The organism is Streptosporangium sp. NPDC049046 (genome assembly GCF_040649155.1).
GTDB lineage: Bacteria > Actinomycetota > Actinomycetes > Streptosporangiales > Streptosporangiaceae > Streptosporangium.
Genome location: NZ_JBEZEZ010000023.1, coordinates 22,623 through 42,653, shown reverse-complemented (window position 1 = coordinate 42,653; position 20,031 = coordinate 22,623). Strand labels below are relative to the sequence as shown.

17 protein-coding genes are annotated in these 20,031 nt (G+C 67.8%); 9 read left to right on the top strand and 8 right to left on the bottom strand.

Annotated features, from left to right (window positions below):
- Positions 1–274: 274 nt before the first annotated feature.
- A complete protein-coding gene (locus AB0B96_RS28905; protein ID WP_362903774.1) occupies positions 275–1,192 on the bottom strand; it encodes an aminoglycoside phosphotransferase family protein in 918 nt (305 codons plus the stop codon).
- A gap of 362 nt (positions 1,193–1,554) precedes the next feature.
- Here AB0B96_RS28905 and AB0B96_RS28900 point away from each other — a divergent pair, with 362 nt between their 5' ends.
- Complete coding sequence (locus AB0B96_RS28900) at positions 1,555–1,986, top strand: glutaredoxin domain-containing protein (RefSeq protein ID WP_362903610.1); 432 nt, start codon at positions 1,555–1,557, stop codon at positions 1,984–1,986.
- Positions 1,987–2,189: 203 nt separating this feature from the next.
- Here the strand turns inward: AB0B96_RS28900 and AB0B96_RS28895 are convergent, their stop codons facing one another.
- Positions 2,190–2,765 (bottom strand): TetR/AcrR family transcriptional regulator, encoded by a 576-nt coding sequence (locus AB0B96_RS28895; protein ID WP_362903608.1) that lies wholly within the window; start codon positions 2,763–2,765, stop codon positions 2,190–2,192.
- A gap of 139 nt (positions 2,766–2,904) precedes the next feature.
- Here AB0B96_RS28895 and AB0B96_RS28890 point away from each other — a divergent pair, with 139 nt between their 5' ends.
- The 3 genes from AB0B96_RS28890 to trpS all read left to right on the top strand — a co-directional run bounded on the left by AB0B96_RS28890 (position 2,905) and on the right by trpS (position 5,371).
- Positions 2,905–3,321, top strand: coding sequence for a DoxX family protein (locus tag AB0B96_RS28890; protein ID WP_362903606.1), 417 nt, complete (start codon positions 2,905–2,907; stop codon positions 3,319–3,321).
- A 212-nt stretch (positions 3,322–3,533) separates the two neighbouring features.
- The gene (locus AB0B96_RS28885; protein WP_362903604.1) at positions 3,534–4,034 is read left to right on the top strand and encodes a GtrA family protein; all 501 of its coding nucleotides are present in this window, start codon (positions 3,534–3,536) and stop codon (positions 4,032–4,034) included.
- Positions 4,035–4,390: 356 nt separating this feature from the next.
- Positions 4,391–5,371, top strand: coding sequence for a tryptophan--tRNA ligase (gene trpS, locus AB0B96_RS28880; protein WP_362903602.1), 981 nt, complete (start codon positions 4,391–4,393; stop codon positions 5,369–5,371).
- A 231-nt stretch (positions 5,372–5,602) separates the two neighbouring features.
- Here the strand turns inward: trpS and AB0B96_RS28875 are convergent, their stop codons facing one another.
- The 3 genes from AB0B96_RS28875 to AB0B96_RS28865 all read right to left on the bottom strand — a co-directional run bounded on the left by AB0B96_RS28875 (position 5,603) and on the right by AB0B96_RS28865 (position 9,454).
- Positions 5,603–6,943, bottom strand: coding sequence for an NAD(P)-binding domain-containing protein (locus AB0B96_RS28875; RefSeq protein WP_362903600.1), 1,341 nt, complete (start codon positions 6,941–6,943; stop codon positions 5,603–5,605).
- Positions 6,944–6,981: 38 nt separating this feature from the next.
- Positions 6,982–8,631 carry a glycoside hydrolase family 13 protein gene (locus tag AB0B96_RS28870; protein WP_362903598.1) on the bottom strand — a complete coding sequence of 550 codons (1,650 nt, stop codon included), beginning with the start codon at positions 8,629–8,631 and terminating at the stop codon, positions 6,982–6,984.
- Positions 8,632–8,839: 208 nt separating this feature from the next.
- A complete protein-coding gene (locus AB0B96_RS28865; RefSeq protein WP_362903596.1) occupies positions 8,840–9,454 on the bottom strand; it encodes a TetR/AcrR family transcriptional regulator in 615 nt (204 codons plus the stop codon).
- Between the two features lie 442 nt (positions 9,455–9,896).
- Here AB0B96_RS28865 and AB0B96_RS28860 point away from each other — a divergent pair, with 442 nt between their 5' ends.
- The gene (locus tag AB0B96_RS28860; protein WP_362903594.1) at positions 9,897–10,886 is read left to right on the top strand and encodes an NAD-dependent epimerase/dehydratase family protein; all 990 of its coding nucleotides are present in this window, start codon (positions 9,897–9,899) and stop codon (positions 10,884–10,886) included.
- 214 nt (positions 10,887–11,100) lie between these two features.
- On the opposite strand, the gene AB0B96_RS28855 is transcribed toward AB0B96_RS28860, so the two are convergent.
- A complete protein-coding gene (locus AB0B96_RS28855; protein ID WP_362903592.1) occupies positions 11,101–11,352 on the bottom strand; it encodes a hypothetical protein in 252 nt (83 codons plus the stop codon).
- Between the two features lie 52 nt (positions 11,353–11,404).
- On the opposite strand from AB0B96_RS28855, the gene AB0B96_RS28850 reads away from it, so the two are divergent.
- Positions 11,405–13,699: an MMPL family transporter gene (locus AB0B96_RS28850; protein ID WP_362903590.1), complete on the top strand. Its 2,295-nt coding sequence runs from the start codon at positions 11,405–11,407 to the stop codon at positions 13,697–13,699.
- Positions 13,700–14,016: 317 nt separating this feature from the next.
- Positions 14,017–14,793 carry a MerR family transcriptional regulator gene (locus AB0B96_RS28845; protein WP_362903588.1) on the top strand — a complete coding sequence of 259 codons (777 nt, stop codon included), beginning with the start codon at positions 14,017–14,019 and terminating at the stop codon, positions 14,791–14,793.
- 464 nt (positions 14,794–15,257) lie between these two features.
- Here the strand turns inward: AB0B96_RS28845 and AB0B96_RS28840 are convergent, their stop codons facing one another.
- Together AB0B96_RS28840 and AB0B96_RS28835 are read right to left on the bottom strand one after the other, a co-directional pair.
- Positions 15,258–15,737 (bottom strand): hypothetical protein, encoded by a 480-nt coding sequence (locus tag AB0B96_RS28840; protein ID WP_362903586.1) that lies wholly within the window; start codon positions 15,735–15,737, stop codon positions 15,258–15,260.
- 508 nt (positions 15,738–16,245) lie between these two features.
- Positions 16,246–16,857 carry a GntR family transcriptional regulator gene (locus tag AB0B96_RS28835; RefSeq protein WP_362903584.1) on the bottom strand — a complete coding sequence of 204 codons (612 nt, stop codon included), beginning with the start codon at positions 16,855–16,857 and terminating at the stop codon, positions 16,246–16,248.
- A 60-nt stretch (positions 16,858–16,917) separates the two neighbouring features.
- Here AB0B96_RS28835 and aceE point away from each other — a divergent pair, with 60 nt between their 5' ends.
- Positions 16,918–19,377, top strand: a complete 2,460-nt coding sequence (aceE, locus tag AB0B96_RS28830) for a pyruvate dehydrogenase (acetyl-transferring), homodimeric type (RefSeq protein WP_362903582.1) — start codon at positions 16,918–16,920, stop codon at positions 19,375–19,377.
- A 413-nt stretch (positions 19,378–19,790) separates the two neighbouring features.
- Positions 19,791–19,970, top strand: coding sequence for a hypothetical protein (locus tag AB0B96_RS28825; protein WP_362903580.1), 180 nt, complete (start codon positions 19,791–19,793; stop codon positions 19,968–19,970).
- Positions 19,971–20,031 lie beyond the last annotated feature (61 nt).

Sequence of the window (20,031 nt, the reverse complement as noted above, 5' to 3'; positions counted from 1 at the left end):
GGAGGGCGTACGTCCGCAGAGGAGCCTCATGACGAGCCCGACGCACCCGCCGGCGACCTCGAAACTCCGGCGGGGCCCGTCATCCGGGCTGAAGCAGGCCACCGGCCCCTGCATGAGCCGCAAACCAGACAGCCATGACGCGGCCCCGGCCCGGCGTCGGATTCGCCCTGCCCGGCGACGCGAACTCCGACCTCCACCGGCTCCCTGACACCGCCGGACACGGGGCAGAACCTTCACCGAAGGTACCGGCGTGTCACCGGCCTTCGTCGAGTGTTCACCGTGTCCGCGCCAAACCGCGTCTCAGAACACGATCGAGCGCCGCCCGGCCTGCGGGTCCCCATGTCGGCTTGCCGCCAGGAAGGCCCCGGTCTCCGTTCTGCCCCATGAGCATCAGGAAGAGGCTCTTCATAGCGGCCAGTCCGCGGGCGCGCCGAATCGTCGCCTCGTCCGCGTGCGCGTACGCGTCGAAGAACCGTGCGGCCGCGCCCGCGGGGAGCAGTACCCACGCGGCGCCGAGGTCCCACGCGGGATCACCGGCGAACAAGGCACCGAAGTCGATCACACCCGAGAGTGTTCCGTCCGAGACGACGACGTTCGCGGGATGGAGGTCGCCGTGCACCCACACCGGCGGGCCCTCCCACTCGGGGGCCGCGACAGCGTCGGCCCAGACCGCCCGGACGGCGTGGACATCGCCGATGGCGTCGGGCTCAATGGCCTGCAAGAACTGCTCGAAACCACCCGTGCACCTCTTGGGGTGAGCGCCGAAGTCCGAACTGGCCGGGGCCTCGGCGGGCGCCTCCACATGGAGCGCCCTGAGGAAGCCCGCCAGCGTGTCGGCCGCGTCGGCGCTGCGGCTGATCGAGCCGTGGTCCAGCGGCTCGCCGGGAACCCACGTCATCACCGTCCAGTGCTTGGGGAAACGCTCGGACGGCTCGCCGAACCGCACCGGGGTCGGCACCGGGAGCGGCAGGCGCGGGGCCAGCACGGGTAGCCATCGCCGCTCCTTGAACTGAAGCTCCGGGGTAGGGTCCATGCGCTGCATGCGCATGGCCAACTCGTCCCCGAGGCGCCACATCTGGTTGCCCCAGCCGCCCGCCACCTCACGGATGGTCAGCCCCGCAAGGTCCGGATGCTGCTCCCGCAGCAGGTCGCGGACCAGGTCTGCGGTGATCTCGATCTCGGTGTCGGTCATGCGAAGCACGGTACCGGGGCAGGCGGAACGGCTCCCGCTCTCGTCGAAGAAGTCCAGGCCGAAGTCGCCCGGAACACGATTCCCCACGACCTCCCCGGACAGCCGCTCAACCTTCGGCGAGAAGACCTGGTGGTCACCGACCTTCGATGACGACGCTCAAGCCTCACTGCGAGAGATCATGAAACGACAAGACCGTCCCTCGCCGTCCGTTCACCCACGGGTCCGAGACCGGCGAGGTGACCGTTCGATCCGCCGGGTGGCGGCAGACTCCGATCCGACCGAGACCATGGTCCGCATGGTCCGGGTCCGCCGCTACCGCCCTCGACCGCTGACGTCCCCGTCCGATGCGTTAGCGTCATCACATGCTGCGCCGATGGATGCTACCGATCCTCTTCCTGGGACTCGGACTCGCCGCAGCGGCCCGGCAGACCGCCCAGGGGTCCCCGGGCGCCGCCGTCGCACCGCTCCTGCTGTTCCTGCTGGGGGCCGTCCTGCTGTCCCCGCTGATGTTCCCGAAGTCCATCGGCGCGGCGGAAGCGCTACGCCGCAGCGAGGCCGACGGCCGCCCGATCGTCTACTGGCGCCCCGGCTGCCGCTTCTGCCTGCGGCTGCGCATCCGGCTCGGCCGCCACGCCTACCGGATGCACTGGGTCGACATCTGGCGCGATCCGGAAGGCGCCGCGGCGGTCCGGGCGGCCACCGGCGGCGACGAGACGGTGCCGACCGTGGTGGTGGCCGGCAAGCCGCACGTCAACCCCGATCCTCAATGGGTGCGCGCGCAACCGCCCTCCTGAGAGGTCGCGGCCGTCCGTTTCGACATGCCGCCTGACCTGGCGGCGCCTTCGGACTTCCCAGCCGGCCGCGAGATACCGGGACGTCGCCGAGGAGTCGCGTCAGCCGGTCGTCGAAAAACGGCGCGAGCCACGCACTCGCACTCGCACGAGCCGAAATCAGCCGGTGACGGCGAGGTCGACCGAGTCGTACTGAATCGCTCCCGTCAGATCACCTTCCGGCGGCCCGGCGCGATGACCCGATCGACGAGGTCTTCGACGAAGGCCCTGGACGGCGGCCGGGCCTGGAAGACGCCCCGGACGAGCACACCGCCCACCAGCAGGGCGAGGGACGACTCGACGTCCTCGGGCGGCAGGTGGGCGCGCAGGACCGCTTCCAGCGACCGGGTGCCCGCCTCGTAGAGCTGCTGACGCAGCTCGTCCACGACCGGATCGCTCCCGGAGCGCTCGAAAACACCTCCCAGGACGCGGTCGAGGTGCCCGTCCGCGAGGTCCTCGGCGAAGTCGGTCAGCCCGGCGATCAGGTCGACCCGCAGGTCGCCGGTCGGCTCCGGGTGATCGACCGCGTCGCAGATCCGGCCGACCGAGGCCCGCACCAGGTCCAGGCGGGTCGGCCAGTGGGCGTAGACGGTCACCTTGGAGTAGCCGGATCGGCGTGCGACCTCGGCATGGGTCACCGCGTTCCACCCTTCCTCGAGGAAGAGCCGCGTCGCGGCCTCGACGACGTCGCGGCGCGTCCGCAGGACTCTGGGATCGATCCCCTCCGCTTCCCCCTGCTCCATGTCGAACGATCCTATCCGGCTTCCCACACCAAGAGATAACTTCTGAACACCTTGTACAGTACTTTCCAATGCGGCATATTAAGTGACCGGCGGCGCGCACCACAGCGCACCGCCTGCCGTCGACATCGGAAGAGGCGCTGTGAGAACCACCACCCCGCGGAACCGTTCGAAAAAGCTCGACCTCGGCCTCTGGGCCGCCCAGGGCCTCCTGGCGCTCGCCTTCGCCGGTGGCGGCGTCTGGAAGCTGGTCACACCGAGAGCGCAGCTCGCCGAGATCTTCCCCTGGGTCGGGGAGACGCCTCCGGCGCTGCTCTACGCGACCTCCGCGTTCGACATCCTGGGCGGGATCGGCGTGCTGCTGCCCGCGCTCACCCGCGTCAAGCCGGGGCTGACCCCGCTGGCGGCGCTCGGCTGCGTCGCGCTCCAGGTGTCCGCGATCGTCTTCCACCTCTCGCGCGGGGAGACGGACGTGGCGTTCAACGTCGTGCTCCTCGCACTCGCGCTCTTCGTCGCCTGGGGCCGCCATCGCCTGGCCCCGATCGCCCCGCGCGGGTGACGGCGGCCGGTGTCCATCCGGAACCCTCGGCGTCGGAATGTGTCGTGCTTCGCCAAGAAAAGCGTGAGCGAACGCCAAGGATTGAGCGCGATCGGTGACGGCGAAGCCGGATAGGCCGTGTCCGTAAATCTTGTCACCGGGGTGTCCGACCGGTGAGAAGATCGGGGGTGCTCCGAACAGCGAAAGCAGTACTCGCCAGATTACCGGGACCGTTGCACGCACTCGCGCTGAAGCACCGTGAGCTGCTGAAGTTCGCGGTGGTGGGCGGAACAGCGTTCCTGGCGGACAACGCGGTGTTCTATGGGCTGAAGCTGACCGTTCTGGAGCCGAAGCCGGTGACCGCGAAGGTCATCGCGGTGCTCGTGGCGACGATCGTGTCCTACGTGCTGAACCGTGAATGGTCGTTCCGGACCAGGGGCGGTCGCGAGCGCCGTCACGAGGCGGCGCTGTTCTTCCTGGTCAGTGGCGTCGGTCTGGTGCTCAGCTCCGTGCCGCTGTGGATCTCCCGATACGTGTTCCTGCTGGAGACCCCGGACGTGAGCCTGGTGACCCAGGAGATCGCCGACTTCGTGAGCGCGCAGGTCATCGGCACGCTGATCGCCATGGTCTTCCGTTTCTGGGCGTTCCGGAAGTGGGTCTTCCCCGACGAGGAGGCCCGGTCCGGCGACGTGCGACTGACTCCCACCCCCGATTCCACGGAAGAGGCGGCTTGACGACGGCGAATCCAGAAGCCGTCGCGGGGGTGTTCACGAGCAGGGACGACCCGCGGTCGAAGCGAGGCTTGAAAGATCGCCTCCCGCGCCGGCCATGATTCGTTTCCCGGACTCGGCCCGTGTGGCGGGTCCGCACAAGGATCATCGTCGGCTTGACTGCGATCTCCGCCCGCCGGATGGTACGGTCTCGGCATGCGGACGATTTTCTTGTTCCTTGGCTGGTGGCGCCCCTGACGGGCGGCACCGTTCATCCGCGTACCTGACAACGCGGCCGCCCGGTTCGGGCGGCCGTTTCGTGTGTTCGCACCTCGGTGGCCCGGCCAGGGCGGCCTCCCGATTCCGAGGGAGCCAAACCGATGCCACGACGACTCACCGGCTTCACCCCGTCCGGCGACCTGCATCTGGGCAACTACATCGGCGCGATCGCCCCGATAGTCGCCAAGCAGGCCGTCACGGACACGGTGGTGTTCATCTCCGACCTGCACTCCCTGACTCTGGAGCATGATCCGGCCGAGGTGCGGCGGCGGACGCTGGAGTTCGCGACCATCCTGCTGGCCGCGGGCGCCGACCCCGACGCGTCTTTGTTCCTGGTCCAGTCGCACGTCCCCGAGCACGCCGAACTGCACTACCTGCTGGAATGCACCACCGGGTACGGTGAGGCCCAGCGCATGATCCAGTTCAAGGAGAAGTCCGGCCGTCAGAACCAGGTCCGGATGTCGCTGCTGACCTATCCGATCCTGATGGCCGCCGACATCCTGCTGTACGACACCGACGAGGTGCCGGTCGGCGAGGACCAGAGCCAGCACGTGGAGCTGGCCCGCGACGTCGCCCAGCGGTTCAACACCCGCTACGGCCCCACCTTCACCGTCCCCCGGGCGGTCAACCCGCCGGTCGCCGCCCGCATCATGGACCTGACGTCACCCGGCGACAAGATGAGCAAGTCGGCCCCCTCGGCGGCGGGGGTGCTTCGGCTGCTCGACGAGCCGAACGTCCTGCGGCGCAAGGTGATGCGTGCGGTCACCGACGCCGACACCGTGGTGAGCTACGACCCGGAACACAAACCGGGAGTATCCAACCTGCTCGCCATCCTGGCCGCCTGCACCGGCGACGAGCCTCAGCGGCTGGCCGGGCGGTTCGACCGGTACGGCGAGTTGAAGGAAGCGGTCGCCGACGCGGTGGTGGCCACCCTCGCCCCTCTCCGGGACCGCTACCTGCGACTGGCCGAGGATCCGCGGCACGTCCAGGCGGTGCTGCGGGCCGGTGCCGACCGTGCCCGCGGACCGGCCGGCGCGAAGGTACGCCAGGCCAAGGCGGCGATCGGTCTGCTCCCCGGATGAGCCGGTGAGTGCGGGGATCCGGCCGTCCGCGTAGCCGACGACGCCCCGGGCGGGAGGCCGTCGTGATGCGCCGTCGCCGGCCGGGCCGTCCAGCCGGCCGCCGCGGCGTCGCACCCGGCGACCGGTCTCCTGCCATGGCCCCGGCGGAGGTCGCGGTACGGGGCAAGGGCTGGGCGCAAGACAACATGGGCGCTGTCCAGCACCACCGTCGTCGGAAGGCCGAAGTTCGGGTCATGGGTGTAGGAACGCGTTGAAGCGTCCGGGGGTGAGGTCTTGCCACCCCATTCTGCGTGCGAGTCTGCGGAGCTCGCGTTTGTAGGCACGGACCTCGACGTAGGTGGCGTGCCGGTCGCTGCCTACGAATCTGATGCCGCCCGAGAGGTCGGGGCTTTCCGACTCCACGATGTGTCGGAACGATCTGATGCGATCGGGGTTCGATCGGGTGTCGGCCAGATGCTCGGCGATGAGGTGGGCGATCCGGTCGAACAGCGTGTACGCGCTTGAGTTCACCTCGATATAGCTGATTCCGAACAGCCCCGGCCGACGAGCGAACGCGTTGAGGAACATCTTGGGTCTACCTCCCGCCCATTCCATGTAATCCGGTGGGAGGTAGGGGATCGACATGTTGTAGCCGGTGGCGAACAGGACGAGGTCGACCTCCTCGCGGCTGCCATCGGTGAAGAGGACGTCCTTGCCGTCGAATCGGGAGATGCCGGGTTTCGCGGTGATGTCGCCGTGCTGCAGGTAGTGGAGGAGCTGCGTGTTGATGAGCGGGTGTGACTCGAAGAGCTTATGATCCGGGCGCGGCAGTCCCCACCGGCGGACGTCGCCGATCATGATCGGCGAGACGGTCCTGTAGAGCAGGCGTTCAACCCAGATCGGCAGGTGTTCGGATGTGTCCGACGGTTTGCCCATGATGTGTTTGGGGATGAAGTGATACCCGCGGCGGGTGCTGATGAACGCCTTGTCGGCGTGTGCCGCCGCATCACATGCGATATCGGCGCCCGAGTTCCCGAGGCCGACGATGAGGACGCGCCTGCCCTCGAACTCCCGGGGATCCGTGTAGGTCACGGAGTGGCGCGTCTCCCCGATGAAGGCGCCGGAGACCTCAGGCACCTTCGGGTCCCATGTCACGCCCGTGCAACAGATGATGGCTGCCGCCTGGATGCGGTCGCTGTCGGTCGTGACCGTCCACTCGCCGGTGGCGTCGTTCTGCGTCACGGTTGTGACGCAGGTGTTGAATCGGATCCGGTCGCGAAGCCGGTACGCGTCGGCGAAGGATCGCGTGTAGTCGAGGATCTCGGCGCGGTTCGGGTAGTCGCCGAACGTCTGCGGCATCGGATGATCAAAGAAGCCGGATTTATCCCGTGATGAGATGAAATGCGCGGATTTGTACATCGGAGTCCCCGGATTGTCGAGATCCCAGATCCCGCCGACGTCGGTGTGACGTTCGAGCTGGACATAGGGGATCTCGCGTGCCAGGAGAGCGCGGGCGGCGGCGAGCCCCGCGGGGCCCGCGCCGATGATGACCACAGGTAGGTCTGTCGTGGGAATCGGCGTGGGGGTCGTCATGCTCTTCCTCGGTTGTCGCGGGAGCGCTTTGGGGGCGGTTACGCGGCGGTCGTGCCCGCTCGGAGCCATGCCGTGGCGTTGCCGGGGATACGTCTGTCAGTGGTCACCGGTTGGGTGCTGATCAGTACGCTCCCCTCGGGAAGGTGAATCGGATCGTGGCTGAAGTTCGTGATCGACGTCCATCCGTTGGCGCGCCGAAACGCGATGATGTCCTCGCCGAGGTCGATCCACTCGATCGACTCGTCACACTGCAGATCCCGCCTGAGGCGCAGCGCGGTGCGATACAGCGACAAGGTCGAATCGGGGGCGGCGGTCTGCGCCTGGACGGAGAGCGCACCGAACCACTCGGGCTGCGGCAGATGTGAGGTCTGCTCGCTGAAGCCGAACGACGGTCCTTGGGTAATCCACGGAAGCGGGACTCGGCAGCCGTCTCGGGTGATGGCGACGCCGTCCTCAAGGCGCGCCATCGGGTCCTGCCATTGGCCTGGCGGGATGTCCGTCACCTCGGGCAGGCCGAGCTCCTCGCCTTGATAGAGATAGGCACTGCCGGGCAGGGCGAGAGAGAGCAGTGTCGCGGCGTTGGCGCGCCGCAGACCGAGAGCGACGGTGTCCGGGGTCGAGGTGGGGATGAGTCGGGGATCGGCACCATCGGGGAGGGCGAGGCGGCTCGCGTGTCGCACGACGTCGTGGTTCGAGAAAACCCATGTGCTCGAGCTGCCGGATCGGGCGGCCAGATCAAGATTGTGCTGGACGATCGCCCTGACCGCGGGTGCACCCCACGGCGCCGTGAGCAGGTCGAAGTTGAATGCCTGGCCGAGGCCGGTGGCACTGGCGTAGCGAACGCGCCGGTGAGGCTTCACCCACGCCTCGGCGACGGCGAACAAGGGCGGGTCGTAGCTGTCGAAGACTTCTCGCCATTCGGCGTAGATGTCGTGCACCTCGTCGCGGTCGAAGAGCGGATGCTGCCCATCCGCGAAAGGATCGTCGAAGGTAAGCCCCTTCAGTATGGCCAGGCCCGGAACGATCTGCTGCCAACTCGGGAGCGGATCGCGAAGATCCTTGGCCAGGCCCATCGCGACGTCGACCCGGAAGCCGTCCACTCCTCGGTCGCCCCAGAAACGCAATGTACGCAGGAAGTCTGACCGCACGTCTTCGCGCTGCCAGTTCAGATCGGGCTGATGCTTCGTGAACAGGTGCAGATACCACTGTCCATCCTCGACACGCGTCCACGCCGGCCCGCCGAAAAGCGCCATCCAGTCGGTCGGGGGCAGATCCCCGTTTTCGCCGCGACCGTCTCGGAAGACGTAACGATCGCGCGCCGCGGAGCCGCGTCCGCCGCCCAGCGCCTCCTGGAACCAGGCGTGGCGGTCGGAGGTGTGGTTCGGGACCAGGTCGACGATGACCTTGATGCCTCGTTTGTGAAGCGCGTCGACGAGCTCATCGAAGACCTCGAGTGTACCGATGAGCGGATCGACCTCGCGGTGGTCGTCGACGTCGTAGCCGCCGTCGTTGAGGGCGGACGGGTAGAAGGGGCTGAGCCACACCGCGTCGATGCCGAGGGAGGCGAGGTAGTCCACTCGGGAGAGGACGCCGCCCAGATCTCCGACCCCGTCGCCGTTCGAGTCAGCGAAGCTACGCGGATACACCTGATAGACGACGGCCTGGCGCCACCACGCCGGGTCGGACATGCGGGACGGTCTCGCCTGATCTGCCGCGGGTGTGGGATGGGACGACATGCGCTGCTCCAGTCGGCCAGAGCGCCGCAGGGGGCGGCAGCTGGTAGAGACGGTAACACGAAAATATCCGAGTGGACAATTTCAAGCCAAGTCTCGCCGACCACATGCGAAAGCACGAAGAAACCCCGCATCCCCCCTCGAAGGGATGCGGGGTTTCCGGTCACTCTCCGGCGGTGTCGGCCTTGCCTGGAGGGGCGAGAAGCCGGCCGAGGACGCTCATGCCGGCCGACATGTCCACGCTCCGGTCGAGCAGCCACTGCGTGGACAAGCCGTCGCTCGCGGCGACGATGACGGCGGCAATCGTCTCAAGGGGGATGTCGTCGCGAACGACGCCGGCGGCGCGTCCGGCGATGAGGAGTGCGGTGACGTCACCGCGCAGACCGTTATAGCGATCGATGAAGTACGCACGCGAGTAGGTGTTCTCCCGCTCGAGCGCCCGGGCGATCATCGCGTTGTAGAGCGCCATCATCCCGGGCTGACGCAAGCTGAACTCGGCCATGGCGGCGGCGAACACGGCGGGGTTCTCGCTGCTCTCGTTGGCCAGTTGCTCGCGCGCCCGGGCATCGGCCTGCCGCAGAACTTCGAGAAACAGCTCCTCGCGTGAACCAAAGTGATGGCGGAGCACGGGGTGGGTCACCCCCAGCGAGTCCGCGATCGACCGCAGCGATGTTCGATCCGAACCCAGCTCGTGAAAGACATCGAGCGCCTTGTCGACGATCTCCTGCTTCCGGCGCGCGCTCTTCGCGTACGGGCCCCGATCGGACTGCTTCGTCACGTTCTCCTCATTCCTTCCGGTTTTCCCAGGTGGGGCATGCCCAGCCCTCCGTCGCCACACTCGGTCCATCGTATTCCGCGAGCACATCCAAAAATATCCAACTGGATATTTTGTGCTACGGTTCTACCACTTGGCACTGGACCTTCATGGGACCTCCGAAGTCCACCGACCCGGGAGTCGGATACATGAGACCGAAACAGGCACCAGCGCGCTTGCGAGACCTCACCGCGACAGTCGCGGCGAGCGAGGACGTCGAACTGCTCCATGCTCCAGCCCTCTCGTAGATCCACGACGTCTGCTCGGAGGGTCCGTGGGTGCCGAGGTACACGCTCCCCGGGTTCCCGGGGCAGTGGGGTCCGATGCCCTGTCACCCGACTGCTGAGGCCCACCGCGCCATCGCGGCGGAGCTCGACTCACAGCTATGAGCACGGAAAGAGGAAGAATGCGTTGTCTGGTAACGGGTGCCACGGGTTTCTTGGGCAGCAACCTCGTACGAAGTCTCGTCGCGAGCGGGCACGAGGTGGTGGCGACGGGGGCGCCGGGATCGACGACGCGCTACTTGGAGGACCTGCCCATCCGTGTGGAGTCGGCCGATCTGCTCAACCCTGCTGCGCTTCCCGCACTGGTGGCGGAGCAGGACTGGGTCTTCCACGTGGCCGGCGACACCTCGACCTGGAGTCGTCTTGCCGCGCGCAGGCGCAGGGTCAACATCGACGCCACGGCAATGCTGGCCGACGCGAGCGTGGCCGCCGGAGTGAAACGCTTCGTCCATACGAGCACCCTCGACGTCCACGGGTACAACCGCGACGGCTCCCCCCTTGCGGAGCGCCCCGGCGACCGGTCGTTCTTCGGGATCGGATACGACTATGCCGACACCAAGGCGGAGGGAGAGCGACAAGCCCTGGCCCGTATCCCGAGGGGACTCAACGTGGTGGTCGTCTACCCGGGCTTCATGATCGGGCCATACGACCACACGCTTCAGCTCGGCCGAGTCGTCCGCGACCTCCAGGCAGGTAAGCTCACGTTCGCGCCGGCCGGTACTTCGTCATTCTGCGACGTGCGAGCCGTCGCCGACGGCATGGTCGCGGCTGCGGAGCGGGGCCGTACCGGCGTCGGATACAACCTCACCGGCGAGAACCGCACGTACCTCGACATGTTCAGCCGCATCGCCGAGCTCGTCGGCGCGCCTCGCGGCCCCATCAGGGTGCCTCGCGCGGTGCTGTTCACCTACGGCACGGTCGCGCAGTTCGCCGCTGGTTTCACGAAGCGGGCACCGGACATGGATCCCGGGATGGCCGCGTACCTGTCCTCTCCGCAAGCGTCGGACTGGAGCGCCGCGCGCACCGAGCTCGACTACCACCCCGGTGACCTCGACGCGGCGATCCGCGACGCCGCCGCATGGTACGACGAGCACATGCCGGTCATGCGCTGATGATGGCGCCGATCGAGGCGGCCATGTGGAACTCCTCGTGTTGGGGATAATCGCCACCGTCCTGGGGACGGGGGTGCTCGCTTTCATCCGCGGGGTGCGCTGAGCCGACCGGGCTACGACCCCGACTCCGAGCTGTGCGGCAGGAGCGTCGCGATGTCGCGGCCCGCTCGGCGGGAGAAAGTCTCCGGCGGCGCCTTCCGAAGCAGCATGTCGGTCAGGATCCGGTCGACGAGACCAGCAGCAGAAGCACGATCAGCTCCAACTCGACGGTGGGATGCCGTCCCAACCGGCTCAGTCCCTGCACGATGAGTCGCCGCGTGTCCGCCTCGGTGCGCGCGCGGATCTCGAGCCGGCGCCGACCCCGTGCGCTGTCGCGGAGGGTGACCGGCAGCGCCTCCGGCAAGGCGAGTTGCCAACCCCGGCCGGTTGCGCCGAGGAGGAGCACCACCATCCACATCGCTGCCATCGACGAGTGGCTGTGAACCCACTTCCACAACACACCATAGGAGGAGAACCTCATGTCCGCACTGCTCTATCGCCTCGGCCGATGGTCCTTTCATGCCCGCAGAACGGTCGTGGGACTGTGGGTGCTCGCGCTGGCCGCACTCATCGTCGGATCGTCCGGATTCGCGCGTCCGTTAGTCGAGGGCTACAAGATCCCCGGCACGGAAGCACAGCGGGCGATGGACGACCTGGCCGTGTCGTTCCCGGAGGCGAGCGGTTCATCGGCGCAGATGATCGTTGTCGTACCGCCCGGGCAACGTGCGGACGATGCGCTTGTCCAGCGGCAGATCGCGGACGCGGTCGCTGCGATCGAGAGCGTTCAGGGCGTGGCGTCTGTCTCCGACCCGTTCGCCGCGGGACATCTGTCGGGCGACGGTCGCGCTGTTCTCGTCCCGGTGCAGTTCTCTCAGGCGAGCGCTGATATCGCCGATGCCACGTTGGCGAGCATCGTCGATGTCGGCGAGCGGACGGAGCGCGCGCTGAACGACGGCTCGCGAGTCGCCGTTGGCGGCGAAGCCCTGGGCGCGGTAGAGCTCCCGCACGATTCGGCGGGCGAGATTTTCGGCCTTGCGTTGGCCTTCCTCGTCCTCCTCGCGACCTTCGGGTCGTTCGTCGCTGCCGGTCTTCCGCTGCTCGCTGCGGCCATCGGCGTCGGCGTGAGCTTGACCGCCATCGAGGTCGCCACGGCACTGGTGGATGTGTCGTCGACGGCGCCGGTGCTTGCGATGATGCTTGGCCTCGCCGTAGGGATCGACTACGCGTTGTTCGTTCTCTTCCGGCACATGCGACACCTGCGAGATGGCATGGGGGCCGCGGAGTCGATCGCCCGCGCCGTCGCGACCGCGGGATCGGCCGTCGTGTTCGCGGGCCTTACCGTCGTCATCGCGCTGGTCGGCCTCGTCATCGTGGACATCCCGTTCCTGACGGCGATGGGTTTCGCGGCGGCGGCGGCCGTCGGAATCGCCGTGGTGGCGGCTCTGACTCTCGCGCCGGCGCTCATGGGTTTCGCGTCGCCCCTGCTTGCCCGCGGACTCGCTCGCCGCCGCCTCCGCATCGAGCGACGCGCCGCCTCGCGGCGGCGAGCGCACCGGCCGGACCCGGGAGTCGTGCCGCACGCGAGCGTCTCCGGGAGGTTCTTCGGGGGATGGGTGCGACTCGCCACCGCACGGCCCCGCACGACCGTCGCTCTCGTCATCGCATCGGTCGGCCTCATCAGCATCCCGGCGCTGGATCTGAAGCTGGGGCTTCCGGATGCCGGCAGCGAGCCCGTGACCTCTCTCGTGCGCGAGACCTACGACCTGATCACCGAGCACTTCGGGCCCGGATTCAACGGCCCCCTCCTTCTCACCGGCCCGATCGCGGCGAACACGGATCCGATCGAGGTCATGGCCGACATCGCGAAGAAGGTCGGCGAGCTGGAGGGCGTCACCGACGTGCCCTTGGCCGTGCCCAACGCCGACGGCACGGCCGGCCTGATCACGGTCATCCCGGCGAGCGCACCGGAATCCGAGGACACGAAGCTCCTCGTCCGATCTCTCCGCGCCCTCGCCGTCGAGATCGAGTCCGAGCACGGTGTCGACCTCTCCGTCACCGGGTACACGGCTGCCGGGATCGACGTGTCCGCCCTGCTCGCCGATGCGCTCCTGCCGTACATCGCGTTCATCGTCATCCTGTCCCTCATCCTCATGACCATGGTGTTCCGTTCGATCTGGGTGCCCGTCAAAGCGACCGTGGGCTTCCTCTTCACCATCGGGTCCGCGTTCGGCGCGGTATCGCTGGTGTACTCCTGGGGCTGGTTCGCGGAACCTCTCGGAGTCGAGCAGACGGGACCGGTGATCACCTTCATGCCGATCATCGCGCTGGGCGTCCTGTTCGGGCTGGCCATGGACTACGAGGTCTTCCTCGTCTCGGCGATGAAAGAGGAGCACGCCCACGGCACGGGTGCGCAGGCAGCGATCACGCACGGATTCCTCCGCTCGGCACCGATCGTCACCGCGGCAGCACTGATCATGTTCGCCGTCTTCGCGACGTTCATCCCCGGCGCGGATGCGACGATCAAGCCGATCGCGCTGGCACTCGCCGTGGGCGTGTTCGTCGACGCGTTCGTCGTGCGTATGACCTTCGTGCCCGCGGTGATGAAACTCCTCGGCGAGAACGCATGGCGAATGCCGAAGTGGCTCGAGTCGCGACTGCCGTCATTCGATGTCGAAGGGGAAGGGCTCGACCGTCGCCTGGCAGACGTTGCCCAGACGCCCGCGCCTTCGGGCGAGACCACGGTCACCGAGGTCTCCGACCAAGCGCGGACCTGACGGAAGAAGCTCAAGGCGGACGCGGCCGAACTCGCGGCGCGAAACGACAGGCTCCGCCAGGACCGGCGCTACCTCACCCCCCACCTGGCAGGACGCCTACAGGACGTCGGTCGTGACCACCCTTGACTCCGACGTAACGTCAGAGTCTCTCCTGGTCGTATGCCCCTCGAACAGGACCTGTTCGTCGTCTCCCATCTCGCGTCGCAACGGCGGAGGACGGCTCCACGGTCCTGGCCGGGTTCGGCGTCGCCGGAGCCGGATCCTCGTGCTGCCGGCTGTGATCGTCTCACGCGCCTGGAATCAAAGGAGCCGTCCGAATGCTCAGCAGTGAGCTCGCCGAACTGGCCGGCGTCACCGTCCGCACGTTGCGCCACTACCACCAGATCGGGCTGCTGCCCGAGCCACCACGCTCGGCCGGGGGATACCGGAACTACGACGTCGGCCACCTCGTCCGGCTCCTGCGCATCACGAGAATGACCGCTCTCGGCGTACCGCTGTCCGCACTGCCCGCGGTGCTGGACGATCCGGCGGCCGCAGAAGAGCTGCTCGACGAGCTCGATCGCCAAGCCGCCGCCGACATCGAACGGCTCACTGCCCGCCGGGTCGGCATCGCCGCGCTGCGCCGCAGTGGCGCCCCACCCGACCTGCCGCCGGAGCTTTCGGCATGGCGTTCTGCCCCGGCGGCCGGGATACCGGCGGACATGGCCCGCTACGAGCACGAACAGCTCATCCTGCTCGGACATCTGCTCGGCAACGACGGCCCGGCAGGAGCCGCCGCCCTGTTCGGCACGGCGAATGACGTCATGTCCACATCCGCGCCGCTGACGGCGCGCTTCTACGCCCTCGCCCCTGACACCCCGGACGACGAGGTCGCATCGTTGATCGACGAGTTGGTCGCGCACCTCAAGCCGGTGATGGCGCGGCTGGCCGTTCTGTCCCCGCTCGACGCGCAGGCCTTGGCGCTGATAGACGAACTGAACGAACAGACTCTCAGGCCCGTGCAGCACCGTGTTCTGCGCCGGGTACAGCAGCGGCTGGCCCGGCCCGACGTTCGTCAACTCGGACAGCAACATCGAGCTGTACCGCACGCTTGAGCGCTTCCTGGCCCGGCACCTGGGCGGACGGTCTTCGGCCACGTCCTGATCCCTGATTCACGGCGGGCGGGGCGACGGCAGCACGCCGCCTCGCCCAGGACGATCCGAAGACGGCGGGGTCGCATCCCGGTGTCGGCACAGCCCGATCGGCATCGCCGGTCCAGGAGCATCTGCACAGGGGCAAAACCGGCCGAAACGGTGCGTGTCGCGGGGCTCTCCCCCAAGGCCGGTGTCCGGGCCAAGGGGAAGCTCACAGCGGGCTCGCAGACTTTTCGCTGACTCTGATTCATGAGAGTCCAGCGGAAGTCAAACCCCCATTTTGTGGGCTGTCGTGCGTCTGTGACGATCGCTGATACGCAAATGGCCGCTCTGCTCGCTCCCATTGAGCTCCACTTTCTACAGCGGAGAAACGGGGAAGAGGTCGAGTCCCCCGCGCTCGGGTCGATGACCTGATCGTGATCGCCTCAACAGGGCCAGGTGGACGCACTCACTATGTACGAGGTGTCCTTCGACTCCGGGTCGAACCAGACTTCGAGACTGACCTCTGCACCCATGGGCTCCTCCTTGACCACGCACCTCGGCTCAGCAGCGGGGTCCCCACCGGAGGAGAGCTTCCAGCCGTTACGCAGAGCGAGGTCCCGATAGAAGGACTCGATGTTCTCCCGCGAGCCGTGCTGCCCTGAAGTGCGACAGAAACGGCTGATGGTGGCATGGTGGTCGTCGGTGTCGGTGCAATCACGGTCACGCTCTCCGTCCGAGGTGACACCAGCAGGGGCGGCGTCCAGGATGTCGAACGGCGCCAAGGCGGCTTCGATGCTGTCGTAGTACCTGCCGCAGGCTCTCCGGTGCTCCCCGATCCCGAAGATCAGGGGAGCAGCGGCGAGACCGGCCATCACCAGGAAAACCGCGACCGCCATCAACAACCAGCCGAGCACCCTTTTCATGATCGAGACCATAGTGCCCTCAGCAATGTCGCACGATGGGCCTTTTAATCCCAGGCGGCGGTCTGTCCGGTCACATCATGATCGCGGGTGCGGTGTTCGCCCAATGGCGCAACGAAGCTCCTGACAGACGGGCTGGTGAGAACGAAATGGCGCAGCGAAAAGGCCCGGCTCCATGATCTGGAGCCGAGCCTTTCGTCTTGTGGGGCGTTCACGAGTACGGCTGAGCTGCGCGAATCCGAGGGCTCGATGATCGCTTCCCGAACACGCAATGATCGTTTCCCAGTGCTTACAGTCCACCGAGGAACTGATCGACTATCGGCTCGCCAGGGGCCCCGCTCCGGCGAGCCCGGCGCAGGACTCTCGGGCGGAGTAGGCCCTGCTCAAGCTGCCGTCCTCCGTTTCCGGCTGCTTGTCACGCCCCACGCCGGCCTTGGTGCCCGGTCAAGCGTGCCGTCGATACGTGCACTGGACGACGTCATCGAGATCGAGGAGCGGAGACCAGATGTGGTCAGTTGAGCGGTGCGTAGCCGAGAATGTGGTCGCGAAGCAGAGCCCCCGCGTCGGGGTCCCCGTGTTCGAACGCCGCCATGAGCGGCTCGTGGTCGGCGGCGTTCTCGCAAGGCCGCATCCGGAACAGCCGTATCGACAGGTGCGTCCACACCTCGATGCCGAGTGACTCCCACACCGCCAGGAGCACGTCATTGCCCGAGGCTTTGACGATCTCGCGGTGGAACGCGACGCCGTGGCGTACCTGGTCGACCAAGGAGGAGGCGGCCGCGGCCTGCTGCAGGCCGGCGAGGTGGACCCGCAGCGCCTCGACGGGCGGATAACGCAGCCGCACGGCCGTCTCCTCCAGGCCCGCCCGCACCTCGTAGATCTCGCGCAGGTCGGTCGCGGTGAGCCGGCGGATCCGTGCGCCCTTGTGCGGCGACGACTCGACGAGCCGGAGCGCTTCCAGCTCGCGCAGCGCCTCGCGCACCGGAGCCTGGCTGACGCCCAGCTCCGCCGCCATGCGCCGCTCCACCACGCGGTCACCGGGCCCCCATCGGCCGCTGATCAGGCCGTCGAGTACGGCCTGCCGGATCTGATCACGAAGCGGGAGCCGCATGACAGGTTTCATGGGTCCCATGATGACAGATGGAAACACCCGATGATCGATCATAGGGTGTTTAATGGTGGCATGGAGAAGGACATTGACCCGCAGGAGACCGCGGAATGGCTGGAATCGCTGGAGGCGGTCCGCCGGGCGGCAGGCCCCGAACGGGCCGAGTACCTGCTGAAGCGGCTGGCCACGAGCAGCCGCTACATCAACACCGTGCCGACGTCGGAGGAGCCCGGCTACCCCGGTGACCTCGAACTGGAGGAGCGGATCGCGGCCTACGACCGGTGGAACGCGGCGGCGATGATCACCAGAGGTAGCCGGCTCGGGCTCGGCGGCCATCTGGCCACCTATGCCTCGGCCGCCTGGCTGTACGAGGTCGGGTTCAACCATTTCTTCCACGGTGGTCATGACCAGGTCTACTTCCAGGGCCACGCGTCCCCGGGCATCTACGCCCGCGCGTTCCTGGAGGGACGGCTGACCGAGGGCCAGCTCGACCTGTTCCGGCGCGAGCCCGAGGGCGGGCTGCCGTCGTACCCGCACCCGCGGAGCATGCGCGGGTTCTGGCAGTTCCCCACGGTGTCCATGGGCCTCGGGCCGCTCAACGCGATCTACCAGGCCAGGTTCAACCGCTACCTGCACAACCGCGGCATCAAGGACACCTCGCTCAGCCACGTATGGGCCTTCCTCGGCGACGGCGAGATGGACGAGCCGGAGTCCACGGCGGCCATCACCCTGGCCGCCCGCGAAGGGCTGGACAACCTGACCTTCGTGATCAATTGCAATCTGCAGCGGCTCGACGGGCCGGTGCGCGGCAACACCCGCATCGTGCAGGAGCTCGAAGGCGTCTTCAGGGGCGCGGGCTGGCACGTCGTCAAGGCACTGTGGGGCGCCGAATGGGACGGGCTGCTCGGTTCGGACGAGCTGGTGTCCCGGCTGGGCGAGATGCCGGACGGGCAGTTCCAGACCTTCGCCACCTCGACCGGGGCCTACATCAGGCAACATCTGTTCCACGGGCTGGACGTGCCGTACTCCGACGAGGACCTGCGGCGCATCGTCGGCGGCTCACGGGCCGGCCACGAGCCGCGCAAGGTGCACGCCGCCTACCGCCGGGCCCTCGACCACCACGGCGCGCCGACGGTGATCCTCGTACAGACCGTCAAGGGGTGGACCCTCGGGGCCGGCGTGGAGGCGCGCAACGCCAACCACCAGATGAAGAAACTCACCCAGGACGAGTTCCGGGCGCTACGCGACCGGCTCGGACTGCCGGTGCCGGACGAGGCACTCGACGCGGACCTGCCGCCGTACCTGCACCCCGGGCCCGACTCGCCCGAGGTCCGCTACGTGACCGAGCGCCGCCGTGCCCTGGGCGGACCCATCCCCAGCCGGACCGTCTCCCACCAGCCGCTGCCGGCGCCGGCCGAGCGGCCGTTCCAGTCCCTGGAGAAGGGGTCCAAGCAGCCGGTGGCCACCACGATGGCCTTCGTCCGCCTGGTCAAGGACCTCATGAAGGAGCCGGAGACCGGGCGCCGCTGGGTGCCCATCGTGCCCGACGAGGCCAGGACCTTCGGCATGGAGTCGCTGTTCCCCACCGCCAGGATCTACTCTCCGCTGGGCCAGCGTTACGAGTCGGTCGACCGGGATCTGCTGCTGTCCTACCAGGAGGCGGTCGACGGCCAGCTCCTGATCGAGGGCATCACCGAGGCGGGATCGATGGCGTCGTTCACGGCCGCCGCCTCCAGCTACGCCACCCACGGCGAGGCCATGATCCCGTTCTACATCTTCTACTCGATGTTCGGCTGGCAGCGGACCGGCGACCAGATGTGGGCGCTGGCCGACCAGCTCGGCCGCGGATTCCTGATCGGCGCCACCGCGGGACGGACCACGATGACCGGCGAAGGGCTGCAGCATGCCGACGGGCACTCCCAGCTGCTCGCCTCCGCCAACCCCGCGTGTCTGGCCTACGACCCCGCCTTCGGCTACGAGGTCGCGGAGATCGTGCGCGAAGGGCTCCGGCGCATGTACGGGCCCGACGGCGAGGACGTCTTCTACTACCTCACCCTCTACAACGAGCCGCTTCCCCAGCCCGCGATGCCCGAGGGCGTGCGCGAGGGCATCCTCAAGGGCATCTACCGCTACTCCTCCGGCGGCGGCCAGGCCCACCTGCTCGCCAGCGGCACCGCGATCCACTGGGCACTGGCCGCGCAGCGGCTGCTCCAGGAGGAGCACGGCGTGGGAGTCGACGTCTGGTCGGTCACCTCGTGGAGCGAACTGCGCCGCGACGCGATGACCTCCACCGGAGTGCCCTACCTCCGGCAGGCCCTGGTCGGGACCGAGGGCCCGGTGATCGCGGTCAGCGACTGGATGCGCGCCGTGCCGGATCAGATCAGCCCGTGGATCGACCGGCCGTGGACCTCCCTCGGCACCGACGGGTTCGGCCTCTCCGGCACCCGGGAGTCCGTACGCGAGCACTTCGGCGTCGACCCACGTTCGATCGCCGACGCCGTACTCAAGTCCGTCAAGGAGACCGGCCGGAGATGACCGGCCCGGCTTCGCCACCGCTGCGGCCGAGCTGTCCGGGTGTCGTCCACCCTCGCGCGGACGACACCGGCATCATCCGGAGTTGTTGCCCCGTTCCCGCAGGTCAGCAGCAGATGATCTCGTCGGGCATGTAAGACACGTTGCATGAGCACTCGTTCAGACGCGTCTCGGCCGAAACGGTCGCCATCGCAAATGACCACCAGGAGCATGCGGTCCAGGAAGTTTTTCGGTCGAAACGTTTCCTGGACACCTGTTCGAGGAACTGACAAGGCCGTGACGATCGCCGGCGGTGGCCAGGCTCCCGTGCAGGCTGGGGCGATCGCCGCCGCAGGCATCCTTCGTCGACCCACGGCATCGAGCCCGATGGATGCGGGGGGAACCTCAATTCGACCACGCGCGTACCCAGCGGCGCGTTGACGACCGGCCGCATAGAGGCCGTTCATGCGGTAGCGGTCGGGCAGGTCGACGGCCAACCGATCGCCCTCACCGGCGGCTATGACAAGATCGTGCGGGTGTGGGACCTGACCACGCATGAACTCCTCGGCGAACTGGCGAACCTGGAACCGACCCCATCGACCCCATCGCCCCCGTAGCCGCGGTCGGCCAGGTGAACGATCAACCGATCGCCGTCACCGATGACGGCATCGTGCGGAG